Consider the following 24628-nt stretch of genomic DNA (forward strand, 5'->3'; position numbering starts at 1 on the left):
GGGAGGCTTTTCTTTTGCCCGCGCTGTGTTCAAAACGTGCTATCCCGGTAGCTGCTCCCTGTGGCTGGTGCTTAACCAGGTATAGCAGTAGATCGCAGCTTGCCGCCTGCGCGTGGTTTATTTGATCAGGTTGTTGTACAGACTGTTGATCACGTCAGCCAGAGCCAGGTTATACTCATTCACTTCCGGGGCGCTGGTTCCGTTGGTGATCACCACAATACCAAATTGCTCTTTTGGCTGAAAGAACATGGCGCTGTAGAGTCCGTAGGCATTGCCCGTGTGCCCAACCAAAGCCTTGCCCGGAATGAGGTTTCTTTCAGTTTTCAGCGCCAGGCCGTAGCCATTGTCGGCGATTTTCTTCTGCATCTGCCTGGCACTTTTTTTTGAGATGATCCGGGTGCCCTTATACTCGCCTTTGTTCATGTGCATACTCATATACCTGGCCAGGTCGGAAGCCGACATTTTCATGCCACCGGTAGGCGAGAAGATAGGCGTGCTGTAGCCCATTTGGTAATTGCTTATTTCCTCCCGGCGCGGGGCATAGGCCGACGGTGACGGGGAGAAAGTGCTGGAATCAGGATTGTAGGCATAGAGCGTCACAAAGCGGCTGGCGTCCAGGGAGTCTACCTGGTAGCCGCCGTACAGCCCCATTGGGTTCAGGATGTGGCGCTTCACGTACTGGTCGAATCGCTCCCCGGACAGTTTTTCCAGGATGGTGCCGGCCATATTGAAACCCAGGTTGCAGTACTCGTATTGTGTGCCGGGCTCGTAGCTGTTGTAGCAGGCAGCCCAGTTCGGGTTTTTGGCAGGGTCGATGGTGTCGAGTGTAAAATAACCCTGGCTGTCGTTGATGCTGGAGGTATGCGACAGCATCATCCGCAAGGTGATGACTTTATTCGGGTATTTTGGATTCCGCACCTGAAAGCCTACGAGCTTACTCACATCCTCATCCAAAGAAAGCTTGCCCGCTTCCACCAATTGCATCAGGGAGGTCACGGTAAAGGACTTGGAGATGGACGCGATCCTGAAAATGTCGTTGTTCGTGAGTGGCGTCTGGCTTTCAACATCCTTTAGTCCGAAGGACCTGGCATACACAATTTCCCCCTTCCTGACCACGGCCACTGACAGGCCGACCATGTCATGCTGCTGCATCAGGGCCTGTATGTCTGCCTCGGTTTTCCCGTCCTGCGCCTGGCCGGACAGGGTGAAGGCGATCACAGTAAATGTGGTGAGTGTGGCTTTCTTCCAGAGTTTTTTCAGCATCGTTGTCATGGTGTGTAGCTTTTGAGAAGTCCAAGATAAGCATCTCTCCCGGAATATTGTATTTGCCCGATGGATTCAGGCTGAAAGGACGACAACTCTTGTATATTTACTACAGTATGAATGCAGAACATCAAACAAAAAACAGACAGGTATGGAGTACAGAAGATTTGGCCGCACAGGCTGGCAGGTGAGCGAAGTAGGCTACGGGATGTGGGGGATGGCCGGCTGGACCGGTTCGGATGACCAACAGTCAAACCGCTCGTTGAATATGGCCGTGGAAGGCGGCTGCAACTTTTTTGATACCGCCTGGGGCTACGGCAAGGGCAAAAGCGAGCAGATACTCGGCCGTCTGCTCCGGCGCAACCCGGATAAGCGCCTGTATGTGGCCACCAAGATCCCACCCAAAAACATGAAGTGGCCTTCTAAAGCATCCTACAAGCTCGAAGACTGTTTTCCTGCCGATCACATCATCTCCTATACCGAGAAGAGCCTGCAGAACCTGGGAGTGGAGACCATCGACCTGCAGCAGTTTCATGTCTGGGAAGACAGTTGGGCAGAACAGGAAGAATGGCAACGGGCCGTGGAGAAGCTCAAAGCAGTTGGTAAAATTCAGCACATGGGCGTGAGCGTGAACCGATGGGAACCTGACAATGTGCTTCAGACCCTGCGCACCGGCCACATCAGCAGCGTGCAGGTCATTTACAATATTTTCGACCAGGCGCCGGAAGACAGGCTTTTCCCGCTTTGCAGCGAACTGGATATCGCCACCATTGCCCGCGTTCCTTTTGATGAAGGCACCCTGACCGGCACGTTCTCAACTGAAACTACTTTCCCGAAAGACGACTGGCGAAGCACTTACTTTGTGCCCGAAAACCTGAAAGCCAGTGTGGACCATGCCGACCGGCTGAAACCGCTTGTACCAACCGGGATGACGATGGCGGAGATGGCGCTGCGCTTTATTCTGAGTAATCCGGATGTGAGCACCACCATACCCGGTATGCGCAAAGCCCACCACGTGCAGGCCAATCTGCAGGCGAGCGATGGGAAAGGATTGCCAGATGAACTGCTGGCCCAACTCAAATCGCACCGCTGGGACCGCAAGCCGACGGAGTGGTCGCAGTAGGGGTGAGGCACAAATTCGGCTTGTTCTTTTTGTCATCCTGTAAGGATCTTGGTAGATCGTAGCTAAGGCCTAGCCTCTAAGGATAGGGTCTTCTTTTTTGGAACAAGTTTCCCCGAAGCCAGTTCGGGATGTTCCACTTAACAGAATGGCAGTAGTTCTTGACCATGATTTAATAAAGTGGAACTGTCCCCTTGAGGGGACCATAGGGGTGTTGATGGCCGGGGGGATGCAATGCAGGGACTATATTTGATACAATCTGGTCTACTGAAATCCCCTGTCATTCTGTTAAGAAACTTGGTTAAAGGGAGGTTAAGCCTATACTATGAGCTACCAAGATCCTTACAGGATGACAAAAAAAGTAGATACTTGCATAATGACAAAACAAGATCCTTACAGGATGACAATTATAGTGATGACAATTAAAATAGAATGCATCGGCCCTGTAGTAAACAATGAAAAGCCATAACTACTTTGTCTACATCACCACTAACCCAAGCAAGACGGTGCTTTATGTGGGGGTGACAAATGACTTGTTGTATAGGCTTGAGCAACACAAGCAAAACAGAGGCAAGCCTGAAACCTTTTCAGGTCGCTACTTCTGTTACCAGCTTGTCTACTATGAGCGTTATACCTATGTGCAGCATGCTATTGATAGAGAAAAGGAACTAAAGAGCTGGAGTCGTGAAAAGAAAATGGAGTTGATAAAAAGTGAAAATCCATACCTGCGGTTTCTGAAGGCAGATCCTTGATTTACAGCTTCTCAGGCTAGTTACCAAGATCCTTACAGGATGACAAATAAGAAGGTATAGAACAGCCTTAGCATCATATTAGCGTCGTTGTATTCTAATAATATTTGCCTTTAACACGCTGTCATTCTGTTAAGAAACTTGGTTAGAGGGGTGATAAGCCTATGCTAACCGCTACCAGGATCCTTACAGGATGACAAATAAGAAGGTATAGAACAGCCTTAGCATCATATTAGCGTCGTTGTATTCTAATCATATTTGCCTTTAACACGCTGTCATTCTGTTAAGAAACTTGGTTAGAGGGGTGATAAGCCTATGCTATCCGCTACCAGGATCCTTACAGGATGACAAAAGAGAATGTATAAGGTAGGCCTGGCATCATAGGAAATAGATTGACGTAACTCTCTATTAAAAAATCAGTGTCTTCACATTCATCCTGCGCTGTTGCCCTGCCAAAGGTTTAGGTTCTACGCATTTTATGCTATATTTCAGGATAGATTCACACGCCTGTTTATTTAGAGAACATGAGAAAGATCCTGACAATAGTAGTATATACCCTCTTCGTCCTGCTGTATACGAATGCCTTTGCACAGGAAAATAAGTCCCAATTCGACCCAAAAACGCTTCAACTGCAGTATGAAATAACAGACGGCAAGTACGAGAACAAGCCGCAGACACTGGCTATGCTCACCCTCACCAACACTGGAAAAGTGCCTTTGCCGGCGAGCGGCTGGACCCTGTATTTCCATTCCTTTCCTGCCCTCAAGCCCAAAACTGATAATGCACCGGTTAAGGTGGAGCATGTGAACGGCGACCTGCGCTACATAGCGCCGACGGCTGCCTTTAAGGAGCTGGCGCCGGGGGCTTCGCAGCGTATAGAACTTGTTTCGGGCGGGCAGGTCGTGAACGATTCCAGAACACCGCACGGCTTCTATTTGGTCTGGGACCAGGATAAGTCGAAAGGATATGCCACTGCGCAGATCACTGTGAAAAAGCCGGACCAGCCCTGGGTAGACTGGGTGCAGGCGAAGGACATCTATGAGCAAAACAAAATTATCACCAACATACCCGAAGAAAAGTTGACCAAGGTTTTCCCGACGCCGGCTGTCTACCACGAAACAGGAAAGCCTTTTACCATGACCGCCACAGTGCCCATTGTAACGGATGCTGCTTTCATGCGGGAGGCTGATCTGCTGGCAGACCACTTTGGCGATGTGTTCGGAAAGAAGCCGGTGATCAGTATGCTGGGCACAGGCAAAGCGATCCGTTTACAGCAGAAGAAAGGGCTGGGGCCAGAAGCCTACGAACTGCAGGTGAGTCCGCAGGAAGTGGTGATCGCTGCCTCTACGCCAGCAGGCGCCTTTTATGGTACCCAATCGCTGAAGACGCTGATCCCGGCTGAAGCTCTAACTAAAAAACAATCGGCTGTTTCACTGCCTGGCCTGCGCGTTTCGGATGAACCGCGTTTCGGGCACCGGGCCTTTATGATGGATGTGGCCCGCAACTTTCAGACAAAGGAGCAGGTGCTGAAGGTGCTGGACCTGATGGCGCTCTACAAGCTGAACGTGCTGCACTTTCACCTGAACGATGACGAAGGCTGGCGCCTGGAGATTCCGGGTCTGCCGGAACTGACGGAAGTGGGTAGCAAACGCGGCCATACCGTTGACGAAAAAAACCACATGCAGCCGTCGCTGGGCTCCGGTCCGGATGCGGACAAAACCAGCGGCAGCGGACACTATACCAAAGCCGACTACATCGAGATCCTGAAGTATGCCACGGAGCGCCACATCAAGGTCATTCCTGAAATAGAGACACCGGGACACGCCCGGGCCGCCATCAAATCGATGGACGCCCGCTATGCCCGCCTGATGCAGGAGGGGAAACCGGAGGAAGCAAAACGCTACCTGCTCCGCGACCTGAACGACAAATCGGAATACCGGTCTGTGCAGAACTGGAACGATAACGTGATCGACGTGGCGCTACCTTCTACCTATACCTTCCTCGAAAAGGTGGTAGACGAGATGCTGGCGATGTACAAGGAAGCCGGTGCCCCGATCCAGACCATCCACATGGGTGGCGACGAAGTACCGGCAGGGGTGTGGGAGAAATCTCCTGCCGTGCAGGCGCTGCTAGCGGCTAACCCGAAAGTAAAGAGCAAAGATGATCTCTGGGATTACTTCTTTGGTAAGGTGAATGACATGCTGGCCGCCCGTAAGCTATACTTGTCGGGCTGGGAAGAAATAGGCTTAACCAAGGTGAAGCAGAATGGCAAAAGCGTGTATGTGCCCAACCCGGATTTCAAAGGCAAGAACTTTCATGTGGATGTCTGGAACAACCTGTGGGGCGCGGAGGACCTGGCCTACCGCATGGCGAATGCCGGCTATAAAGTCGTGCTCACCAATGCTTCCAACCTATACCTGGACCTGACTTACCAGAAAGCCTACGAAGAGCCTGGCTTGTACTGGGCCGGCTACCTGGATCTGGACAAGCCCTTCTACTTCATCCCGTTTGACTACATGAAGAACCAGAAGGTAGACACCGACAACAAGCCGATCAACCCTGCAGTCTTTAAAGGAAAAGAACAGCTGACTGCCTATGGCCGAACGAACATTGTGGGTCTGCAGGCGCCGCTTTGGTCGGAGATGATAAAAACCCCGGAGCGGCTGGAGTACATGCTGCTGCCGAAGCTATTGGGATTGGCCGAGAGAGCCTGGGCACCTGATCCCGCCTGGGCCACCGAGTCCGATGCTGCCAAAGGGGAAGCTGCTTACAACCAAGCCTGGTCTGCCTTTGTGAACGTGCTGGGCAAGCGGGAGCTCCCACGATTGAGCCATTATGCAGGCGGTTTCCAGTACCGTATCCCTACTGCCGGAGCGGTGGTAGAAAATGGAAAAGTATTGGCGAATGTGCAGCTGCCGGGCTTCACCATCCGCTATACCACCGACGGTTCGGAGCCAACCGAAAAGAGCAAGGTATACACCGGCCCGATCAGCGAGAAAGGGGAGATCAAACTCAAGGTGTTTGCACCTTCAGGACGATCCGGCCGCGTGGTGACGGTTGGGAATAAAGCGAGTTGAGAGTTGGCTAGAAGTGTGGGCTTCCACTAACGAAACTACTCTCTGTATAAATCAGAGCCCGCTCAGTTTAGCTGAGCGGGCTTTAGTTTTTCTTTCTCTTGATAAAGATTCTCGGAGTTGGTTACAGACAGATTAAAACCTCTCTTGTCATTCTGTAAAGAATCTTGTTTGAAATAGAGGGCCCCTTCCCCCGGAGGTTAAGCCTATACTATTCGCTACCAAGATCCTTTCAGGATGACAAAAAGGAGAGGGAAACGCCCCTGTGGCTACAGGGAGTTCAGTATTTCCGGTACGTTGTTTTGGGCAGCGTTTACCAGGGGAGACACCGGATAGGCTTTCATTGCCTTTGAATCGTAGGGCTTGAGCAGCGATAGCAGCTCTTCCTGCGATTCATGTGCATCCAGCCAGAGTTCTTCTGCTTCCGGTGAAAGGATGACCGGCATGCGGTCGTGGATCGGCTTCACCAGGTCATTTGCCTCGGTTGTAATGATGGTGTAGGTATGCAGAATTTCCCCTGTGCTTTTATCCAGCCATTCATCCCAGAGACCGGCAAAGCTGAACGTATCTTCGTCTTTCAAAAGGATGCGGTAGGGCACCTTGCCCTGTTCCGTTTTCTGCCATTCAAAAAAACCATCTGCCGGCACCAGGCAGCGCTTCGAGTCCAGCAGTTTGCGGAAGGAGGGTTTTTCACCGAGGGTTTCGGCCCGGGCATTGATCGCGCGCTTCACCGCTTTGGCATCTTTCGCCCAGAAAGGCTGCAGCCCCCAGGAAAAGAACTGGATGACGTCCGGCTGCTCGTTCGTCACGACAGGCAGGTTCTGCGAAGGTGCTGCATTGTAATGGGAATCCTTCAGGCTTTTCGCCAACAGTTTCGCCGCTTTCGAGTTTCCCTTTGGTTTAGCTAGTACCGAGTATCTGCCGCACATGGTAAATAGGGTAGTTAGTATGACTTTAACTTTTACGATGGCTAAGTTAGAACAGGTGCAGCTATTTTGCTGCTTTTGTTACCTATCATGTCAGCAGTTTAAATGCTTACAGGTCGCATTAGCTTTGCGCCCTGATGATCTCATACTGTATGGGTTTGAAACTGTAGTTATTGGACTGCTCAGCAGAACAGGCCGTGAGCCCGACGATCAAATCCATTTTGGCTTCCAGCAGCACATAGTCACCCGCCTTGCTTGTAGGTGGTGCCACCGTTAATTTACCGTCAGCTGCAAACTGCACATTCATAAAGATGTTAAAGGCCGTCGGCACATCATCGGGCTCCAGGCCAAACGCTGCCAGGTTGGTGTAGAGGTTCTCAAAACAACTCGGGTGGTACTCAGGGTTCTGGTACATGATCTGAAACGTTTCCGGACTGCAGGGAGCCAACAGGAAATCGTTGCGGCCGTTCGTGTCTTCTAGTATTTCCATCATCTTGCGGCTTCGGTTGCTCCACAAGTGGTGGCCTTTGGTGATCAGAATGGTTTCTTCAAAGTCCAGCGTTTTCCCCGCTGACAACTTCTCGCGCTTGTCTTCGGCGTTGAAGAGTACCATATCGCTTACCTGCTCTCCCTGTGGATCGATCACCTTCAGTTTGTCTCCTTTGTTCAGTTTAAAGGCGGCGCCAGTTTGCCTGGCAATTGTTTCTATCATGTTGTTCGTTCTTTGTTTTGATCGCGTTATTATAGTTTACCTGCCAGGAAAGGGCACTTCCAACTGTCATCTACGTGGCGGCCACTGTACTGCGGCGCTTCCAAGCCCTCGCCGAAGTCGTTCAGCATCGGGTTTATAGTTCCGTCATAGGCGGCATCCCGCTCGCGTATTACTTTTTTCATGTTGTCATACACGCCTTTTTCGCGCAGCTGCTCAAACTGCCGGTGCAGGTTAAAGGCCATGGCGGTGTAGCCCAATGCCCTGGCTTTGCGGCTGGCATTGGGGTGTAGGCCCACCACAAAAAAAGCGGTGCCGTTATAGCTGAAGCTGAAGTTCGTATCATTTGGGTTGCTGCTCACCTCAGGGTCCCATGGAGCGGGACTGTCGTCGCTGTCGTGCAGGAGCTGCAGCTGTGCCCACAGGTTGTTCTCAAATGCCAGCTCGTCTGTAGGCTCCTCTTCTCTGAAAAAAGCCACCATGGTCATGTACTCGCTTTCGGATGCCAGGGTCTCGGCTATGTAGTGTTTCAGGTCGAGGCCCAACTGCCTGGTTGTTTCGGCTGTGGCCATCCGGTCATACACCCCGATGCGGAGCTGCTTTGAGTTGAGGGCAGCCTTGGCACCCACACAAGGATATTCTGTATCGCTTACTTTATCGGAAATGCTATTGTATAGGTCTTGGAGAGGTGCGCTGTCGGTGGTTTCCAGTTCTTCTGGTGTATAATATGTTTTGGTAAGCATGAAGTTCAAATAAAAGTGATAAAAAGAGGCTGTCCCTTTTCCAGGAGTAGCGCCTTCTAGTCAAAACAGCAGTAGCAGCGGGATGTTTGGGAAAAGCCTATTTCTGAGTCTACAAGGCTGTTGCCAGCCCATAAAATTGTCCTTTTCATCCAATCTGAGCTATAGCTGTTTTGGCATCATACTGACAGGTATGATAGGTGTGTATACTCGGATGGGCTTAAAAAGGTGCTATTTTAATGGCTGAATTTGGTGAAGGGAGGACGTTGAATGCCAGGGAAGTGTAGGACAATAGTCTAGCAGTATTATTACAGTAAAAAATGAAGAGCCTCTCCATTCCGGAGAGGCTCTTCATTTTTTACTGCTTCTGTAACTTACCTAAGCTTAATTTCGGCACATAAGGTTAGCTAAGCTACAAGTAATCGATGCTGTGTTTATACTTCTAAGAATTTCACCTTGTGAAAAACCTTCAACAGAATTACACATAATGTTCATAGTGAAAGTTGTACCAGGCATAGCTATCTTGAGTGACTTGGACTCTGAAGAGCTATTTACTGCATAATAGGTTTGGAAGCCATTGATATTAACTTTATAGATTGCAGCACACCCATTCCTTTTTACCAAAGTAGGAGAGAGGCCAGTTTCATCTAATAAAGAGTTGAAACTGCTTATCTCTAACTCATTGCTAGTATTTGGGCAACGTGTGAGCGTAGCTGCAAAGTCATAAAAATTATTAGTCTTTTTTTCTAATCTTCTAAGAGCAGCCTGATCATTAGAGTCATCTCTTTTAGCTTGAGAAATATCGTCTTTTAACTGATTTATTTTCCTAAAATATCGCTCACAATCAACTTCGCTAACATTGTTTGAAAATGTGCGAATCAAGCTGTTTAACTCATACTCTAAGTCATTTGCACTATTGCTTTTTAGTGTAAAGCTGGCAAGTAAGGAGATCAGGAATAGAAAGGGGATTATTTTCTTCACGTACAATTATTTAAAATTTTGTTAAAAAAATATCTTTAATAAAATTACTTCTCCAACGCCACTAAAATCGTTCTGAAACTCTCCAATCCCGCTTCCAGATTCTCAATGATATCCTCAGCCAGCACATCCGGGTCAGGCAGATTATCCAGGTCAGCCAGTGACTTGTCTTTTAGCCAGGTGATGTCGAGGCTTGTTTTGTCACGGGCGATGATCTCGTCGTAGCTGAACTTGCGCCAACGGCCTTCAGGGTTGGTTTCGGAGTTATAGGTTTCGGTGCGCTTGTGACGGTTCTCGGGGTTATACAGCGTAATAAAATCTCGGAGGTCTTCCAGCTTCAGCGGGTTCTTTTTCAGGGTATGGTGCACGTTGGTGCGGTAGTCGTATACCCAAATCTCTTTCGTCCACGGGTCTTTACTGCTTGGTTTGTTGTCGAAGAAAACCACGTTGGCTTTCACACCCTGCGCATAGAATATACCTGTTGGCAGACGCAGGATGGTATGCACATCGGTCGTGTCGAGCAGGCGCTTGCGCACGGTTTCACCGGCACCGCCCTCGAACAGTACGTTGTCGGGTAGCACGACGGCGGCCATACCTGTGGTTTTGAGTATGCTACGGATGTGCTGCAGGAAGTTGAGCTGCTTGTTGCTCGTGGTGGCCCAGAAATCCTGACGGTTATAGGTCAGGTCTTCTTTCTCCTGCTCGCCTTCGGCATTGGTAAAGGTCTGGCTGCTTTTTTTGCCAAACGGCGGATTGGCCAGCACATAGTCGTAGCGTATACCTGTATCGGCAATCAGGGCATCGGCAGGGGAGATGAAGTTATCGCTGTCGATGTCGCCGATGTTGTGCAGGAACAGGTTCATCAGCGCAAGACGACGGGTGCTAGCTACAATCTCGTTGCCAAAGAAGGTGTTATACTTCAGGAACTGCCGTTGCTCCCGATCCAGTTGATGGTGCTCCACCAGGTAATCGTAAGCTGCCAGGAAGAAACCACCTGTACCGCAAGCTGGATCGGCAATGGTCTTCATCGGCTGCGGGTTCACGCACTCTACCATAGCTTTGATCAAAGCGCGCGGGGTGAAGTACTGACCGGCACCGCTCTTGGTATCTTCGGCGTTCTTTTCGAGCAAACCTTCGTAAATGTCGCCTTTGTCTTTCACGCCCATCATTAGCCACTGCTCGTTGTTGATCATGGCGATGATCTTGGAGAGCTTGGCCGGGTCCTGAATTTTGTTCTGGCTCTTGGTAAAGATTTGCCCCAGTATACCTTTCTCTTTGCCGAGCTCGCGCAGCATGATGGTATAGTGCGCCTCCAGTTCGGCACCTTTCAGGTCCACAAGGCTCTCCCAAGTATAGGCGGCAGGTATAGGCAACTTCCTGTTGTAAGGCGGCTTGGTATACTCGTCGGCCATCTTAAGGAAGAGGAGGTAGGTAAGCTGTTCTAAATAATCGCCGTAGCCCACGCCGTCGTCGCGGAGGGTGTTGCAAAAGGACCAGACTTTAGAAACTATAGCGGAGTTGTTGTTACTCATTTTAGGATATTTGAATTTAGTACTTATCTGACAAAGTCTTTTTTGTCATATCAAAGTGTTGGTAGTAGAGAGGAATGTCAAATTTGTTTCGCAAATGGCTCATGTAATCTTTTATTGGTTCATCAGCTTCGTGCTGCGATACGATGATAAGCTCTTTTGCTAATGCTTTATTTGGGAAATACGAATACTCTAGTATCTGACCAATGGCCTCTCTAATGCAAGCTTTAATGGAACTATAGGTTTTAATTTCATAGAAAATGAGATCAGAATTATCCTGAACTACAATATCTATTCTATTACTACCTGTGCCAGCCGGGTGCTCAGCTTTCACATTCTTCTTGCCATAAACAGACCTTAAATGTGTAGACAGGTAATTGCTTATTTTTTTATGATAAAGCTCTATTTCAACAGTTCTGGGAGCTCGCTTCGAGAGAGTGCTGTAATTAGGGTCAGTATTGTCAGATCTTACTTCGGCTTCGGTTGGTTTTTGGAATTCAAATGGCTTTAATACCTGAGGTGCTTGGTATTTGGGGCTATTATTTAAAAAGGTGTATCGTTTTACTTTATACAATGGATTCTTTGGATCAATTTCTATAAACTCATCATACAACACAGCATCTTTTGGTTTAAATCGCACATTGAATAAGTTTACGCCTTTCCAATTTGAGAAGCCTCTTTCATTAGCACCAGAAGCTTTTATTTGGTCCTCCATTTCCTTCAGCCAACCCAAGCGTTTGTATTCTTTTTTGATTTGCTCGGATTCTGCTATACTAATTATTTCTGCGTTTTTCAGCTCACCCACCCAGTAACGTTTTTTTGTCTGCTTATTAATTGTGTAAAGCTGAATGTCAAAAGATCTCCCTGCGTAGGTATCATAATCTGATCTTAACGGTTCCAAAAAACCATAATGGTAATCATCGATTAGTTTACTAAAATCTAATAGCCATTCTTCATGTCCATAACCGTGGTTTCCTTCGTGTGACTGACCATCATAGCTTTTTCCTTCTGGTCCAGACGGCATCACCCATCCTTTACTGTTCCAAGTAAGGCGTGCAAGGCGTTTATTGGCGTTTGCTTCGATAGCCTGAAGTACACCTTGGTAAGTCTCTTCGTGATCTTTGATAAACTTGGCGGTAGCCGCAATTAAGGTATCCCAATTATGTTTTGATAGATCACTTAATGGTATTACTTCTACATATTTCCACCACCCATTAGTATTGACTAGTTTTTGTTTACAGATTTCTTTTTGCCTGTCCGTTAGATCAGAGTTGCCTGAGTTCTGATAGTCTAGTTTTACTATCACTATTTTTAAATCGGAGTCTATACCTAGGGTAAAGTATACATCTTTGTTGCTGGCATTTTTCCTGATGATTCGTGCCCAGGTATAGGGTTTTATCGTGACATTTGATTTACCTCTAACAGGCCTTTGAAACCATGCTTTTTTGAATGAATCGACTTCGTAGTCTGGAAGTGTTTTTTCAATTTCTTTTGCCCAATAGCCAGTTTTAGACCATACACCATTTACCAATTGATTCTTGGCTGCAACATGCAATGGATTTTCATTGTCATGCTCTTTGTAAGCTATCTTCTCAAAGTGCTCAAAGTCTTGGAGTGAAAAGAATGATGGTGTTTGCATGGTTATCTGAAGGTTTAAACTTGTTACTTCTCAAAACTAATCTGAAACTGGCCCACTTTACTTGACTCATTCTGAATCTGCTCGATGGTGGTTTTTGCTATACCTATTGTTACCAACTTCCCCTCAAACGCTTGCTTCAAAATACTCTGACGTAGCGTTTCGGCTTGTTGCAGGCTGTGGCTGATAGTTTCCTCCATTTTATCGCACACACTTAAGCGGCTTTCTAAATCCTGAATTACTTTAGATTGTTGATCTATAGAGCAAAGAGGGAAAACAAATTTTTTAATTGAAGCAATACCAATATTAGCTTGAGTGGTTTCTACAATATATTTTCTTATTTCTTTAGTTATTTTAGGAGATAAAGTATATAGGTATAGATACTTGGAAAGCACTAGCTTTGGATTAGGCTTTACAATTGCACATGAGTAAGACACCAGAAATTTCTTGTCATAATCTATTAAGATATTTTTTCCTATCGTTCCATATCGTGGGAATATAATATCTCCTTTTTCAGGTTTTATTTTGCGTGATAAATTCTGGTAATCTTCATCAGAGATATATTTAGCCTTATCAAATGAAATTTTAAAATCATTTGTAAAGTCTTTTGTCGATACATAAGGAATACCTGATGGTAAGTTTTTAGGCATTTTATGGTCAATGTCTCCAATCTTATTACATACATCAGCCATAGTTACCCACTTCCACCCCTCAGGCAATTCACCATCATTCACTTCAGCATTAGTAAATTTCCCTTCAAAAGCCCATCTCAAAACGGCTTGGCGGTATACTTTGAGTTGCTGGCGGGCGGTTTCTAATTGCTCTTTGCCTTTGTCTAACTCGCTGAAAAGCTCCTCTATTTTGGCAACGATCTCCTGCTGCTCAGATAGGGGAGGGAGGGTTACATTTAATTCTTTTAGTATAGTTTGGCTAATATTAGGCTGGGCTCCGCCTATACTTTGTTTTAGTAAATCTGGCTTGCTAAAATACAGGTAGTAGTAAAGGTATTTTAATGCGACTTTATCATTTTCATAGATTCCGCACACAGCTTGATTAGTAGCAGCTTCTATACCTAAAAAAGCTAGCTTACCAATTGTTGCTCCGTAAAGCGCAATTAGCAGTGTACCTTTTGGAAAAATCTTAGCACTCGAGTTTTTAATTGCCTCTTGTGTAATCTTCTCTTCAGTATCAAATATAACCCCTCGATTTAATTCACCTGATTTGACCCAGGGAATATCCCCGTTATAAAATTTTGCTTCTTTTCTACTAGGAGTTCCTCCACTTGTAGTCTTAACAATCTCCCCCAACTTCTTTACTTCCCAATGCTGGGGAATCGTATTCTTATTAATCATACTACGCTGCTAACTCCTCGTTTAATTCATTCATAATTTCGTCGGTCTTTTCACCGAACAAAGCCCACATTTTACCCAGTCCCCCATGGGCATTAAAAGGGCTCAGATCAAAGTCATCCGGCTCTATCCGGAAGCTGCTGGCTACATACTCTTTGATCATGCGCAGCCACTGCATTTGCTCTTCTGAGAACTTCAGCACGCCCGCCTGCTTCCGGAACACCCAGTCCTGAAAATTGCGATCCACGGTGCGGTCATACGCTGTCAGGGTGTCGTCCAGTCCGCTTACCCGCCTGATCAAGCCAACCAAGGCCATCATTTCATTCTTCGGTTGTCCGTTTACTTTCTCCAGCTGCTCATAAGCACGCCAGACGGTGAGCGGAGCCATACCTGGTTTGTCGGTCTTAATGCGCTCCACCAGTTCTTTTATCATTTTATAAGTGAGCTCGCGGCGCTGGTAGGGCTGTCCATAGAAAAGCTGCAGTGCTGTGATCTCGGTCTTGTGTTCCTCTATCCAGGCCCTGAAGTCGCTCAATAGTTTTTCGGCGTCGGCCATATTGTCTTCCACCCAACCAATATTCACCAGTTCGTCCGGGTTGATGTGGTCGATAATCTGTTCATACTTGCGGCGAATGTCCACCACAAAGTCGCGCACCTCGTAGTCATCAAACAAGGCCACAGCCTGGTTAATGATCTGCTGGTGCCGCTCCTGTATAGCCGCCTCGATGGTGGCCGGCGCTGCGCCCTTGTGCTGTGCTTGTATCTCCTGTGTTATACCTTGCAGCGTGTCCGGGTCATGGGCATGCAGAAGCTGCTTCACCACCTGGTTCAAGGTATAGCCGCCAGTCTTCTCGGCGAAGGCCATTTTCTCCTTTTCGTTAATCTGCTTGTCGAGCCGGATCAAGCGGTTGGCCAGCGTGCTCAGCATGGCTTCGTCGGTATTGCCCATGGCTATACCTTCTAGCACCTGCTTCAGCCAGAGGCCCGGCTTCTTCTCCAGCGGTCGGCTGTCGGTCTTACGACTCTTCTCCACGCCAATCGCGTCGATGATCACAAAATGGTCTTTGGTGAACCTGGCGGTCGGCGTGCCAGTGGCTTTCAGTTCCTCCAGACTGCAGGTGCGCGTGCCACGGCCTTTCATCTGCTCGTAATAGCTGCGACTTTTCACGTCGCGCATAAAGAGCAGCACCTCCAGCGGCCGTATGTCGGTGCCGGTGGCAATCATATCCACGGTTACAGCCACACGTGGGTAATAGCTGTTGCGGAACTGCTGCAGCACGCTCTTCGGGTCTTCCTCGCTGCGGTAGGTTATCTTTTTGCAGAACTTGTTCTCCTCAGCAAACTCCTCCCGCACAATGTGGATGATATCATCGGCATGACTGTCACTTTTGGCAAAGATCAGCATTTTAGGCACTTCAAACTTGCCCTCCGCATCCACACGGTCCGGGAACATGGCTGGCAGGTTGTCCTTCACGGCACGCACGATTAATCGAATCTGGTTCACGTTCACCACCTTGTCGTCGAGCTGTCGGTTGTTGTATTCTACTTCTTCGTCCAGCTGGTTCCAGAATTCTTTTCGGGTCAGCTTTTCTCGTGAGCTTACATACTCGCCCAAATCAATTCTAGCGCCTTCCTGCGTCACCTTAGTCACAATCTCGAACACATTGTAAGGCACCAGCACACCGTCTTCCACGGCTTTCAGGTAGCCATAGTCGCAAACCAGGTTTCTGTCAAAATAGCCAAAGGTACGGTTATCAGGCGTAGCGGTCAGGCCAATTTGGAAAGCGTCGAAATAATCGAGCACCTGCTTCCATAGGTTATAAATGCTGCGGTGGCATTCGTCTATCACCACGAAGTCGAAGAACTCCATCGGTATAGCCGCATTGTACACCACCGGCATCGGTTCTTTGGGCTGCCACTTGTCTTCGTTCGGGTTTTCTTCTTCGTCCTTCTCGTCGAGCGGCGTGCCTTTCAGAATGGAGTAAAGTCGCTGGATGGTGCTGATGTATACCTCACTGTCACTCGGCACAAAAGAACTGCTTAGCCGTGTAACGCCATACAACTCCGGGAAGAGGCGGTTATCGTCCTGCGGTTCATACTTTTTAAACTCCTGCTCAGCCTGCTCGCCCAGGTTTTTGGTGTCTACCAGGAACAATACCCGCTTCGCTTTGGCGAACTTGAGCAGACGGTAAATGAACGAGATAGCCGTAAAGGTTTTGCCAGAGCCCGTCGCCATTTGAATAAGCGCTTTGGGACGGCTCTCCCGGAATGATTGTTCCAGGTTGGTGATCGCCTGCACCTGGCAGTCGCGCAGGTTATCGGTCGGCAAGCCAGGTATATCGAAGAATCGCGCACGCAGCGTCTTGTCTTCCTTCAGCCACTTCTGAAAAGTCTCGGGACGGTGGAAAGTAAAAACAGGGCGGGAGCGGGGCTTTGGGTCGCGGTGATCGGTAAAGCGGGTGATCGCGCCCGTACTCTCATACACAAAAGGCAGCGGACCGTTGTTAATGTGCTTCAGCTTGGCCTTGGCGTAATCCGAAGACTGGTCTTCGTGCACCGTCAGTTTCACACCTTCTTCCTCGCGTTTGGCCTCAATAATACCAACCGGCTTCTTGTCCACGAACAGCACATAATCGGCTGGCCCTACATCCGTCTGCCACTCCCGAATGGCTATACCTGTGCTCACGCTCAGGTTAAAGGCCTTCTTATCCTGGATCACCCAGCCGGAAGCTTCCAGTAATTGGTCGATTCGGTCACGGGCAATCTGTTCGGGTGTTTGGTTCATAGGCTGAAGCGGAACGTAGGCTAAATTTGTGTTGTAACGCTAAGGTGCTTTAAATATATAGCAATTTTATGATTTTGTTGTAAAAGGAAGAAAAATATAGTAGTGTTGCTTTAAGTATTTATGTATTACTTCTGGATTAGAATCATTAACCAAATGATATGCAAAAGCAAACACACAGTTTACCTGCCTTGATCTCTTTCTTTATACCGGGATTAGGTCAGCTCATCAAAGGCCATATTCTGAAGGGAATATTTATCTGGATCTTCGGCGGGATTCTGACTTTCTTTTTCTGGTGGACGATTATCATACCGTTCATCCTCTGGGCCTGGAATGTGTACGACGCGTATAATTCTTAATCCGTTAAGTCATTGCATAACACGTCCAGATTTCTCCTATCGTCGAAATGACAGGGCGGGGGTGACAATACTGTGCTATGAAATTGAAGTTTGAAATGATAACTTACCTTACAGGTATGAAAACACTACTGCTGATCCTGATGTTCTTTACCACTTTCGTGGCTTTTGCGCAGTCTCCGGAAGATAAGTTAGCCCAATTAAACATCCAGCTGCCGCAAGTGTCGGCCGCTGGTGGCAGTTTTGTTGACGCTGTACGAGTTGGAAATCTGATCTACCTGTCGGGCAAAGGTCCGCGTACCAGCAACGGGGAGTACATAACCGGCAAGCTGGGACAGGACCTGACCTTGGAGCAGGGGTATGAGGCGGCAAGGTTGATTGCCCTGCTGCAACTGGCGGTACTGAAAAGAGAGCTGGGGGACCTGAAGCGGGTCAAGCGTATCGTGAAAGTGAATGGGTATGTGAATTCGGCCGCGACCTTTTACGACCAGCCGAAAGTGATCAACGGGTATTCTGAGGTGATGATCGCAGTTTTTGGAGACATGGGCAAACATGCGCGGACTGCCATAGGTACTAATGCGCTTCCGTTTAACATGGCAGTGGAAGTAGAGATGATCGTGGAAGTAGCGCAATAGACTGATTTCACGCTTAAGGTTATATTAAATCGGCTATTGTTTTGTAAAACCTTCTGTAAACTAGCTAGTTAACTATAGTAGTGCAACGGGCTATGTTGCTATTGTTTTACCCATAACCAGGACCGCCTATGACTCCGAATACCGCACTTGCTTTGCTATTGGTAGGCTCAGTTGCTTATTTCTTTATCGAGTTGATGATCGATTAAGGAAGCTTAGAGCTTTTAGCAATTACTACTTAATCAGGGGTAAATGACAGCTGAATAGCGGTCGTTTTAGTGACTGCCCAATCTGTCAGGTATAAAATCAAATACGGCTGCTTTTGCCCATACGAGCAGTTGAAACTTCTATTTAGCTTTTTTGCTGTAAGGTAGCCAGTCTAATGGTCTGTCTGTACCTGCTCCCGTACCGCTTTCCCATACCTGAAAAACACCAGTACCACCATTAACGCTACCACCCCCAAACAGACCCAGGCCGTTGTGATGATCTGCGGACTTTCCGCTGCATTGAGCTCACGGTGTTTTAGGATGATGCCGTAGAGTGCCCAGATGCCCACCAGTCCGATGAAAGGGTTGGTGCGGGTATAGACCACAAATACTACAATCAACGTGGCAGCTACGATCATGATCATGGTCCAGAGTCCTTCGCTCAGGCCAAAGCCGTCCCAGCCTAAACCCACCAGGGCAGAACTGATGTTGGCAACCGTGGCGATGATGATCCAGCCAAAGTACAGGCTTAGTGGCACCTGCGTAAACCAGCGGGAAGCGGCCGAGCGGTTAGGGTCAAAAATATTCAGACGCAGGTGGATCAGCAGCAGCGTGATCAGCTGGATCAGGATCAGCAACACCGAGAGCAACAGCCGCTCGTTTACCCAGGCAATAGTCCAGGCGCCGGTGGCCAGGTTGTTGAGCATGAACAGAAAACCGAGCCGCTTCAGGTCTGCGTTGGCCACGTGCAAGGCTGGCTCCTTGAATGCTTTGACGAGGTGGTAGATGCAGAAAGCGGAAAGCGCCAGGTAGATGATGCCCCAGATAGAAAAGGTGATACCCGCCGGGGTGAAGAGCGCCGGATATTTGGTGGAAACTTCGCCGATGGTCTGGCTATTGAAAAGCTCCAGCTGCGTGAGCTGCGAGGGCACCAGGTGCAGCAGGAAAAACACGGTGTTCAGGATGGCAAGCGTCTTGATATTTTTCATAGTCCGGCGTGCGTTATTTCGGGAATGTTTTATCTACGCAAAAGACTGAAACTTAACCAAAAGCTCCCTGGAATGTTCGGTGATCGTGTGCCGATACCCATCCTTATCCTGACCCATTTGCACCGGCCTGCCGTCGCGGTTCCAGCCGAAGTCTTTGATCGATACTTATTCCATCAGAAAAGGGATAAAGATTCGGGTTGATGTAGCTGCACTATGGTCTGAGAAAAGAAAAATAACAGCAGCTGTACTGACTTGTTTTGGTACGATGGGTAAAATGCTATATTTGCCGGATACTCGCTGGCTATACCTTGGTTTTGAGATGAAACAAGCCGGATCTGCACGCAGCGGGTGTAACTCAAAGATCATACTTTATGAAAAATTTTAGCTGGCTGCTGGTGGCAGTCCTGGGCCTGTCGGGTTGTATGGGCACGAAGAAATACGCTTCGTTTGTGGAGCAACGCGTGCAGACAGAGCAGGTAGCCGCGCCGCAGCACGATGCGCTGGTGGTAAATGCCCAGGCCGCCGCACAACCCGGCCATCAATACAAACAGCTGGAGCGCTCTTTTATACCTGCGCTGGTGTACTGGGGCTGGAACTCGACCATCTCCTGCGAGCTCGATCCGGGTATGGCGGCAGCCGCTGTGCGCAGCGGTATGTACCAGGCAGCAGACAAGCTCAACCTACAGGATCGCTTAGGGGGCAGGCAGCTGGTAGTGGATATACGGCAGACGCCCGGCCAGTTTATGTATGAGAACAAAGGCAATGTGATCTTCCTGATTTTTGCGCACATTACCTCCGCTCAGGAATCGATTACCCCGCGGCCTACGGACCTGGTGCTGCACTACCAACTGCTCGAAAACGGCGCTGTGGTAGCCAGTGGCGAGGGATTGGTAAAGAACACACAAGAGCCACTGCGCAACCTCTGGAAGTCGTCGAAGAAATTTACCTGGCTATACCTGGACCAGTTTGAACTCGAAGCCGGTCGCATGGGGGAGGAGTCGCTGAAAGACATCCTGCTGCAACTGGAGGGTGACCTGAGCCGTTTGTAGTCGGCAGGGTTTCGAAGGCATCATACCAGGCATAAAAAATCCCCTCTGTTACAGCAGAGGGGATTTTTGTTTATAGCTTATGGCCTGCGCGGATCATTCGGGTCGTTTGGTCGACGCGGACTGTTCGGATCGTTCGGATCAGTTGGCCGTCGCGGATCGTTCGGGTCTGTGCTCGTTCTGCGCGGGTTATTCGGGTCCAGTTTGTCAATGTCCACCTCCGTGTTTCGAACTGTGTCGCGGATGGTTTCGTCGTGCTCCGTTACCTCTTTGTGCAGGTTGATCTCTTCTACCACACGGGCTTCTTTGTTCACCACGGCCTCTTCGCCTCGCTCGGTTATGTTGAGTTCACCTTCCTTGGCATTGGCCAGGTCGGCATCTGTCGCAGGACGGTTAACCGGTCTGCGCTCCACGTCCACATGCTCTTCGCGCAGTTTAATATGCTCTTCCACGGGACGCTCCACAATGCGGGTCCGGATGTTGGTGGCTCCGGTTTCTACTTCCCGCTTACCGACTTCCAGATCCTCTTTGATGATCGGAATTGTCTGATCGTCATCCTTTACATTAGAGGTGTTGGGTCTGTTGCGGTAGAACTTGTCTTCATCGTAGGCAGGATCGTTGTAGAAATCATCCTTATCACGGGTGCCACGGCCTGCCACAGCAGCGCCGGCTGCGGCACCGGCGGCTCCCATTGTTCCGAAGACATTGCGCACAGTCGTTTCAGTTTCGCGTGTCAGGCTGCCTTTTTCGTACACGGGTAATGCGTTCAGTTGGTCCGCTGTGATATTTGGTAAGATCACATCGTCATCAGCATCCTGCAACTCGGCTACCCCGATCGGTATAAGTACGTGGCGTGGTTCCAGATCGAGGAAGTTGCCTTCGAGGTCCAGCACGATGTAGCGCACCTTGCGGGTCTGCGGATCGAACAGGAGTTCTTCCACTTCGCCGATGGTGTTGCCCTGCGGGTCTTTCACAGTCCAGCCTTTGATGTTAGGCTCTCCTTCAGCTATCTGGAAGTCACTACCGCCCAACTCCTGCAGGCGGTTTCTATCATTATAATTTTCGTTTGTGTTCATCGTCGTAATTAGTTAATAATCTATAAGTTGGCATTATGCTACTAGGTTATACGCGGGTTCGGGACACGTGTATAATTTCCCTGTGTCCGGTGCAGGAGCGGCTTAATTGCCGCGCCTTGCCACGATCTCCACGCGTCTGTTCTGCTGGCGCCCCTCGGCCGTCTGGTTAGAGGCAACCGGGTCAGCTTCACCCACCGGATGCACCGAAATGCGGTCCTGGCTGATGTTGCCGTTTTGGGTAAGCCAGTTGCGCACGGCCTCTGCCCGCTCTTCGGCCAGTTGCTCGTTGTAATTTTTACTGGCACGTGCGTCGGTATAGCCGTAGATGCGCACCTGCCCATCGCTGTAGCGCTGGTTCAGCGACTGTGCCACTTGCTGTAGCTTGGGCGTAGCCGCAGAGCGGATCTCCTTCGAATCGGTATCGAACAGGATGGTTTCGTCAAGGCTGTAGATCGCATAATCTTCATTGCCTCTCACGGTCACATCCCTGTCTGTGATTTCCTGGTAAGTGGCCACCGGCGCATTGCGGTCGATCGCATTCCAGTCTGCGTCGGTTGTCATGCGGCGATCTGTGTCCATACCGCCGGTTGTGCCACCGGTCGTAGCACCGGCTGTGGTGGCAGTGGTCGTATCTGTGTCCATGTCACGGTCCACATCGGTGTCATCGTCACATCCACGAAGTAAGAATATGATAGCCAGCAAGGCCAGAAGACCCAGGAGTAACCATATCCACCAGGGTCTGTTTTGTTTTGGTTCAACGTTTAAGTCAGCCATTTTTCAGTTGTTTTATTTTGTTTAAAAAAGATTTAGATCAACATCGCGCCAGCTTTAAAAAAACTAAGACGCAATAGAAAGATTACGATTTACCTATACACTTAGTTATCAATAAGGAAATCTTAGCTAGAAAAAGTCTAATCTAGGAGCGGTAAATTGCTTGTTATTGCGTCCCTGACCCATGCAAAATCCCAGTTGTCTGATGTGGGTCTTTGATGACTGATTGGGTTGATCTCCGGAATCCTTTTTTGCATGCTCTTTCGGATTTTCAAATCCGAAAGTATACCTGTTGGGAATTTCCTAATCCCCGCATACCAGCAGGACGCAACCGGCACACGGGGATCAGGAAATTCCCTGCTATTGGGGGTAGGGCCCTGTACAAAGCTTCGGGATTATAATTCCCGAAGAGTTTTCAATGTCCCGAAGAGCTTCTGTAAGTTTCAGAGCGCTTGTGATGATTGTCTAATTCAAGCTTTCACCTCGAGGTAAAGTTCTAAGACTACGACTTGCCGCCGCAGACGCACGACCACCAATCAGCGCAAAGTTTAAATCAACCGTATAAATCCGCATCCGAATTTCTATACCTGTCGGGAAAACAACAGGTCCACTATACCTGTTCATACCGCAACATTCCGGATGATATAAAAAGTTAAGCATGCAAACAGACCTCAGCGGTAAAACCATCATCATCACGGGCGGCAGTTCCGGCATCGGTGCGGCAGCGGCCCGAAGCTTGCGGCAGAAAGGAGCACAGGTCGTTATTACGGGCCGCTCAGATGAAACCAAAAAACTGGCGGAGGAGATCGGCTGCGATTATTACCTCGTGGACTATACCCGCTTTGCAGAGGTGCGTTCCTTTGCCGATACCTTGCTGGTGAATTACCCCCGCATCGATGTGCTGGTCAACAACGTGGGCGGCATTATTGCGAACAGACGCCTGACCGAAGACGGTCACGAAACCACCCTGCAGGTCAATCATCTGTCGGGTTTTCTGCTCACGCTTCTGCTCCAGGAAAGGCTGGAGACCTCCAAGGCGATCGTGATCAATACTTCCAGTGTGGCCAACACCATGGGCCGCATCGATTTCAACGACCTCGAAAACCAAAAGAACTACAAAAGCATGGCGGCCTACGGTGCGGCAAAGCTCATGAACATCCTGCATGCCATGGAGATCAGCACCCGATTCAAGGGCGTGTGGGCGGCTTCGTTTCATCCGGGTGTCGTCGAGACAAGTTTTGCGCGGGAGGGGAGCGGCCTGATCAAGTGGTTGTATGAAGGCTTGCTGGGCCGTTTTTTTATGATTTCGCCTGAACAGGGAGCCGACACCCTACTTTGGCTGATCAGTACACAGCCGGGCAAAGACTGGCAGGACGGGGAGTACTACTACAAACGCAGGCCCGGCCGCCGGAATAATCAGGTCAGCCCCGAAGTGGCCGCTCAACTATGGGAAGCCTCTGTGCAACTGACCAAAGACCGAAAACAATAGCGCCTGTAACAGGTATAGAAATATAACAACAACCGACAAACAAACCATACTATGAAAACAGCACTCGTAATTGGCGCAACCGGCCTGGTGGGCTCGCAACTGGTACAGCAGCTCCTGGCCGATGACCGCTTTAACAAAGTGATCGTGTTCGGACGCCGCACCTTAGGTATAGCCAACCCCAAACTGGAAGAACACCTGATCGACTTTGACAAGCCCGAAGCCTGGCAGCACCTGGTGAAAGGGGATGTGTTTTTCTCCACGCTGGGCACTACGCTCAAACAGGCAGGTGGTCAGAACGAGCAGTATATGGTCGACTACCACTACCAGTACAAGTTCGCGGAAGCCGCTGCGCAAAACGGTGTTCCGGCCTATGTGCTGGTATCCTCATCAGGCGCCAACAAGGATTCCATGATTTTCTACTCCCGCATGAAAGGTACGCTGGAGGAGAACGTGAAAAAGCTCGACTTCCAAAGCATCAACATCATACAGCCGGGCCTGCTGCACGGTGACCGCAAAGAGAGCCGCACCGGCGAAGAGGTAGCCTACAAGGTGCTCAACTTTTTCGATAAACTCGGTATAGCCGGCAAGTACAAGCCTTACGAAGACAAGGTGGTGGCCCGGGCCATGATCAACGCCGGTATAGCCGCCCAGCCCGGTGTGCATACCTATACCTTAGGCGACATATTTAAGCTGGCAGAAAGAGAGCATTTGAGCCGGTAGTTTTGATAACTGTGATAGAAATGGCGCGAGCGTCTTCGCTCGTGTCTGTTATGGAGGGGCCTTCCCGAGATCGCACTCGGGACAGGCTGGCCCAGGTATAGGTATAGCTTGCTTTGCTTTAAAGCAATTACTATTGTAGGTGTAGCAACTGCTTTTGCAGGTATATCAAATGATATTGCTTTGTAGCTTGCCCTGGCCGGCCTCACTTTTTTCCTTGATGAAAAAAGTAAGCAAAAAAATCAAGACGATTTTAAACTCGCTGACCGCTCAAACACAAAATCGTCAAATGCGCACCTGGCAAAGTTTCTTGTTTCATTGCCAACGTGCAAGTTAGCCTTGCTATACCTGCCAGGGGTTTGTTTGCTTAGAAAGAAACAAAGAAGCTAACACTTTAGGATTTGCAATAGCAGAAATTCCCCTCTTGGGAGGGGCAGGGGTGGGTTAATCGTTCCCTAGATTCCCCGCCTTTGATAAGGAGGGGTAGGGGT

20 protein-coding genes are annotated in these 24628 nt (G+C 49.1%); 8 read left to right on the top strand and 12 right to left on the bottom strand.

Annotated features, from left to right (window positions below):
* Positions 1–117 precede the first annotated feature (117 nt).
* On the bottom strand, positions 118–1272 hold the full coding sequence (locus C8E01_RS06235) for a serine hydrolase domain-containing protein (protein WP_243409454.1): 1155 nt from the start codon (positions 1270–1272) through the stop codon (positions 118–120).
* 142 nt (positions 1273–1414) lie between these two features.
* Here C8E01_RS06235 and C8E01_RS06240 point away from each other — a divergent pair, with 142 nt between their 5' ends.
* The 3 genes from C8E01_RS06240 to C8E01_RS06250 all read left to right on the top strand — a co-directional run bounded on the left by C8E01_RS06240 (position 1415) and on the right by C8E01_RS06250 (position 6209).
* A complete protein-coding gene (locus C8E01_RS06240) occupies positions 1415–2386 on the top strand; it encodes an aldo/keto reductase (protein ID WP_116542495.1) in 972 nt (323 codons plus the stop codon).
* Between the two features lie 452 nt (positions 2387–2838).
* Entirely contained in the window at positions 2839–3135 is a 297-nt protein-coding gene (locus tag C8E01_RS06245; RefSeq protein WP_116542496.1) for a GIY-YIG nuclease family protein, read from the top strand.
* A gap of 521 nt (positions 3136–3656) precedes the next feature.
* Entirely contained in the window at positions 3657–6209 is a 2553-nt protein-coding gene (locus tag C8E01_RS06250; RefSeq protein WP_116542497.1) for a family 20 glycosylhydrolase, read from the top strand.
* A gap of 266 nt (positions 6210–6475) precedes the next feature.
* Here the strand turns inward: C8E01_RS06250 and C8E01_RS06255 are convergent, their stop codons facing one another.
* From C8E01_RS06255 to C8E01_RS06290, 8 genes are all read right to left on the bottom strand, one after another.
* The gene (locus C8E01_RS06255) at positions 6476–7135 is read right to left on the bottom strand and encodes an SOS response-associated peptidase (protein ID WP_116542498.1); all 660 of its coding nucleotides are present in this window, start codon (positions 7133–7135) and stop codon (positions 6476–6478) included.
* A gap of 118 nt (positions 7136–7253) precedes the next feature.
* Positions 7254–7844 (bottom strand): DUF1989 domain-containing protein, encoded by a 591-nt coding sequence (locus C8E01_RS06260; RefSeq protein ID WP_116542499.1) that lies wholly within the window; start codon positions 7842–7844, stop codon positions 7254–7256.
* Between the two features lie 29 nt (positions 7845–7873).
* Positions 7874–8584 carry a guanitoxin biosynthesis heme-dependent pre-guanitoxin N-hydroxylase GntA gene (gntA, locus tag C8E01_RS06265; RefSeq protein WP_116542500.1) on the bottom strand — a complete coding sequence of 237 codons (711 nt, stop codon included), beginning with the start codon at positions 8582–8584 and terminating at the stop codon, positions 7874–7876.
* A 381-nt stretch (positions 8585–8965) separates the two neighbouring features.
* A complete protein-coding gene (locus tag C8E01_RS06270) occupies positions 8966–9562 on the bottom strand; it encodes a hypothetical protein (RefSeq protein ID WP_133242733.1) in 597 nt (198 codons plus the stop codon).
* 44 nt (positions 9563–9606) lie between these two features.
* Entirely contained in the window at positions 9607–11091 is a 1485-nt protein-coding gene (locus C8E01_RS06275) for a class I SAM-dependent DNA methyltransferase (RefSeq protein ID WP_116542502.1), read from the bottom strand.
* A gap of 16 nt (positions 11092–11107) precedes the next feature.
* Positions 11108–12727, bottom strand: coding sequence for a hypothetical protein (locus tag C8E01_RS06280; RefSeq protein WP_116542503.1), 1620 nt, complete (start codon positions 12725–12727; stop codon positions 11108–11110).
* A gap of 23 nt (positions 12728–12750) precedes the next feature.
* Complete coding sequence (locus C8E01_RS06285) at positions 12751–14076, bottom strand: restriction endonuclease subunit S (RefSeq protein ID WP_116542504.1); 1326 nt, start codon at positions 14074–14076, stop codon at positions 12751–12753.
* A gap of 1 nt (position 14077) precedes the next feature.
* Positions 14078–16858, bottom strand: coding sequence for a type I restriction endonuclease subunit R (locus C8E01_RS06290; RefSeq protein WP_116542505.1), 2781 nt, complete (start codon positions 16856–16858; stop codon positions 14078–14080).
* 158 nt (positions 16859–17016) lie between these two features.
* Here C8E01_RS06290 and C8E01_RS06295 point away from each other — a divergent pair, with 158 nt between their 5' ends.
* Both C8E01_RS06295 and C8E01_RS06300 read left to right on the top strand, forming a co-directional pair.
* A complete protein-coding gene (locus tag C8E01_RS06295) occupies positions 17017–17214 on the top strand; it encodes a hypothetical protein (protein ID WP_116542506.1) in 198 nt (65 codons plus the stop codon).
* A 116-nt stretch (positions 17215–17330) separates the two neighbouring features.
* Entirely contained in the window at positions 17331–17846 is a 516-nt protein-coding gene (locus C8E01_RS06300) for a RidA family protein (RefSeq protein ID WP_116542686.1), read from the top strand.
* Positions 17847–18222: 376 nt separating this feature from the next.
* On the opposite strand, the gene C8E01_RS06305 is transcribed toward C8E01_RS06300, so the two are convergent.
* Positions 18223–19038, bottom strand: a complete 816-nt coding sequence (locus C8E01_RS06305; RefSeq protein WP_116542507.1) for a hypothetical protein — start codon at positions 19036–19038, stop codon at positions 18223–18225.
* Positions 19039–19409: 371 nt separating this feature from the next.
* Here C8E01_RS06305 and C8E01_RS06310 point away from each other — a divergent pair, with 371 nt between their 5' ends.
* The gene (locus C8E01_RS06310) at positions 19410–20087 is read left to right on the top strand and encodes a hypothetical protein (RefSeq protein WP_116542508.1); all 678 of its coding nucleotides are present in this window, start codon (positions 19410–19412) and stop codon (positions 20085–20087) included.
* Between the two features lie 77 nt (positions 20088–20164).
* On the opposite strand, the gene C8E01_RS06315 is transcribed toward C8E01_RS06310, so the two are convergent.
* Both C8E01_RS06315 and C8E01_RS06320 read right to left on the bottom strand, forming a co-directional pair.
* Positions 20165–21160, bottom strand: a complete 996-nt coding sequence (locus tag C8E01_RS06315) for a DUF2382 domain-containing protein (RefSeq protein WP_116542509.1) — start codon at positions 21158–21160, stop codon at positions 20165–20167.
* Between the two features lie 102 nt (positions 21161–21262).
* Positions 21263–21934, bottom strand: a complete 672-nt coding sequence (locus C8E01_RS06320; RefSeq protein ID WP_116542510.1) for an OmpA family protein — start codon at positions 21932–21934, stop codon at positions 21263–21265.
* Positions 21935–22589: 655 nt separating this feature from the next.
* Here C8E01_RS06320 and C8E01_RS06325 point away from each other — a divergent pair.
* Both C8E01_RS06325 and C8E01_RS06330 read left to right on the top strand, forming a co-directional pair.
* Positions 22590–23420 carry an SDR family NAD(P)-dependent oxidoreductase gene (locus tag C8E01_RS06325; protein WP_116542511.1) on the top strand — a complete coding sequence of 277 codons (831 nt, stop codon included), beginning with the start codon at positions 22590–22592 and terminating at the stop codon, positions 23418–23420.
* A gap of 51 nt (positions 23421–23471) precedes the next feature.
* Positions 23472–24140 carry an NAD(P)H-binding protein gene (locus C8E01_RS06330; RefSeq protein WP_116542512.1) on the top strand — a complete coding sequence of 223 codons (669 nt, stop codon included), beginning with the start codon at positions 23472–23474 and terminating at the stop codon, positions 24138–24140.
* Positions 24141–24628 lie beyond the last annotated feature (488 nt).

It is taken from the genome of Pontibacter virosus (assembly GCF_003096355.1).
Taxonomy (GTDB): domain Bacteria; phylum Bacteroidota; class Bacteroidia; order Cytophagales; family Hymenobacteraceae; genus Pontibacter; species Pontibacter virosus.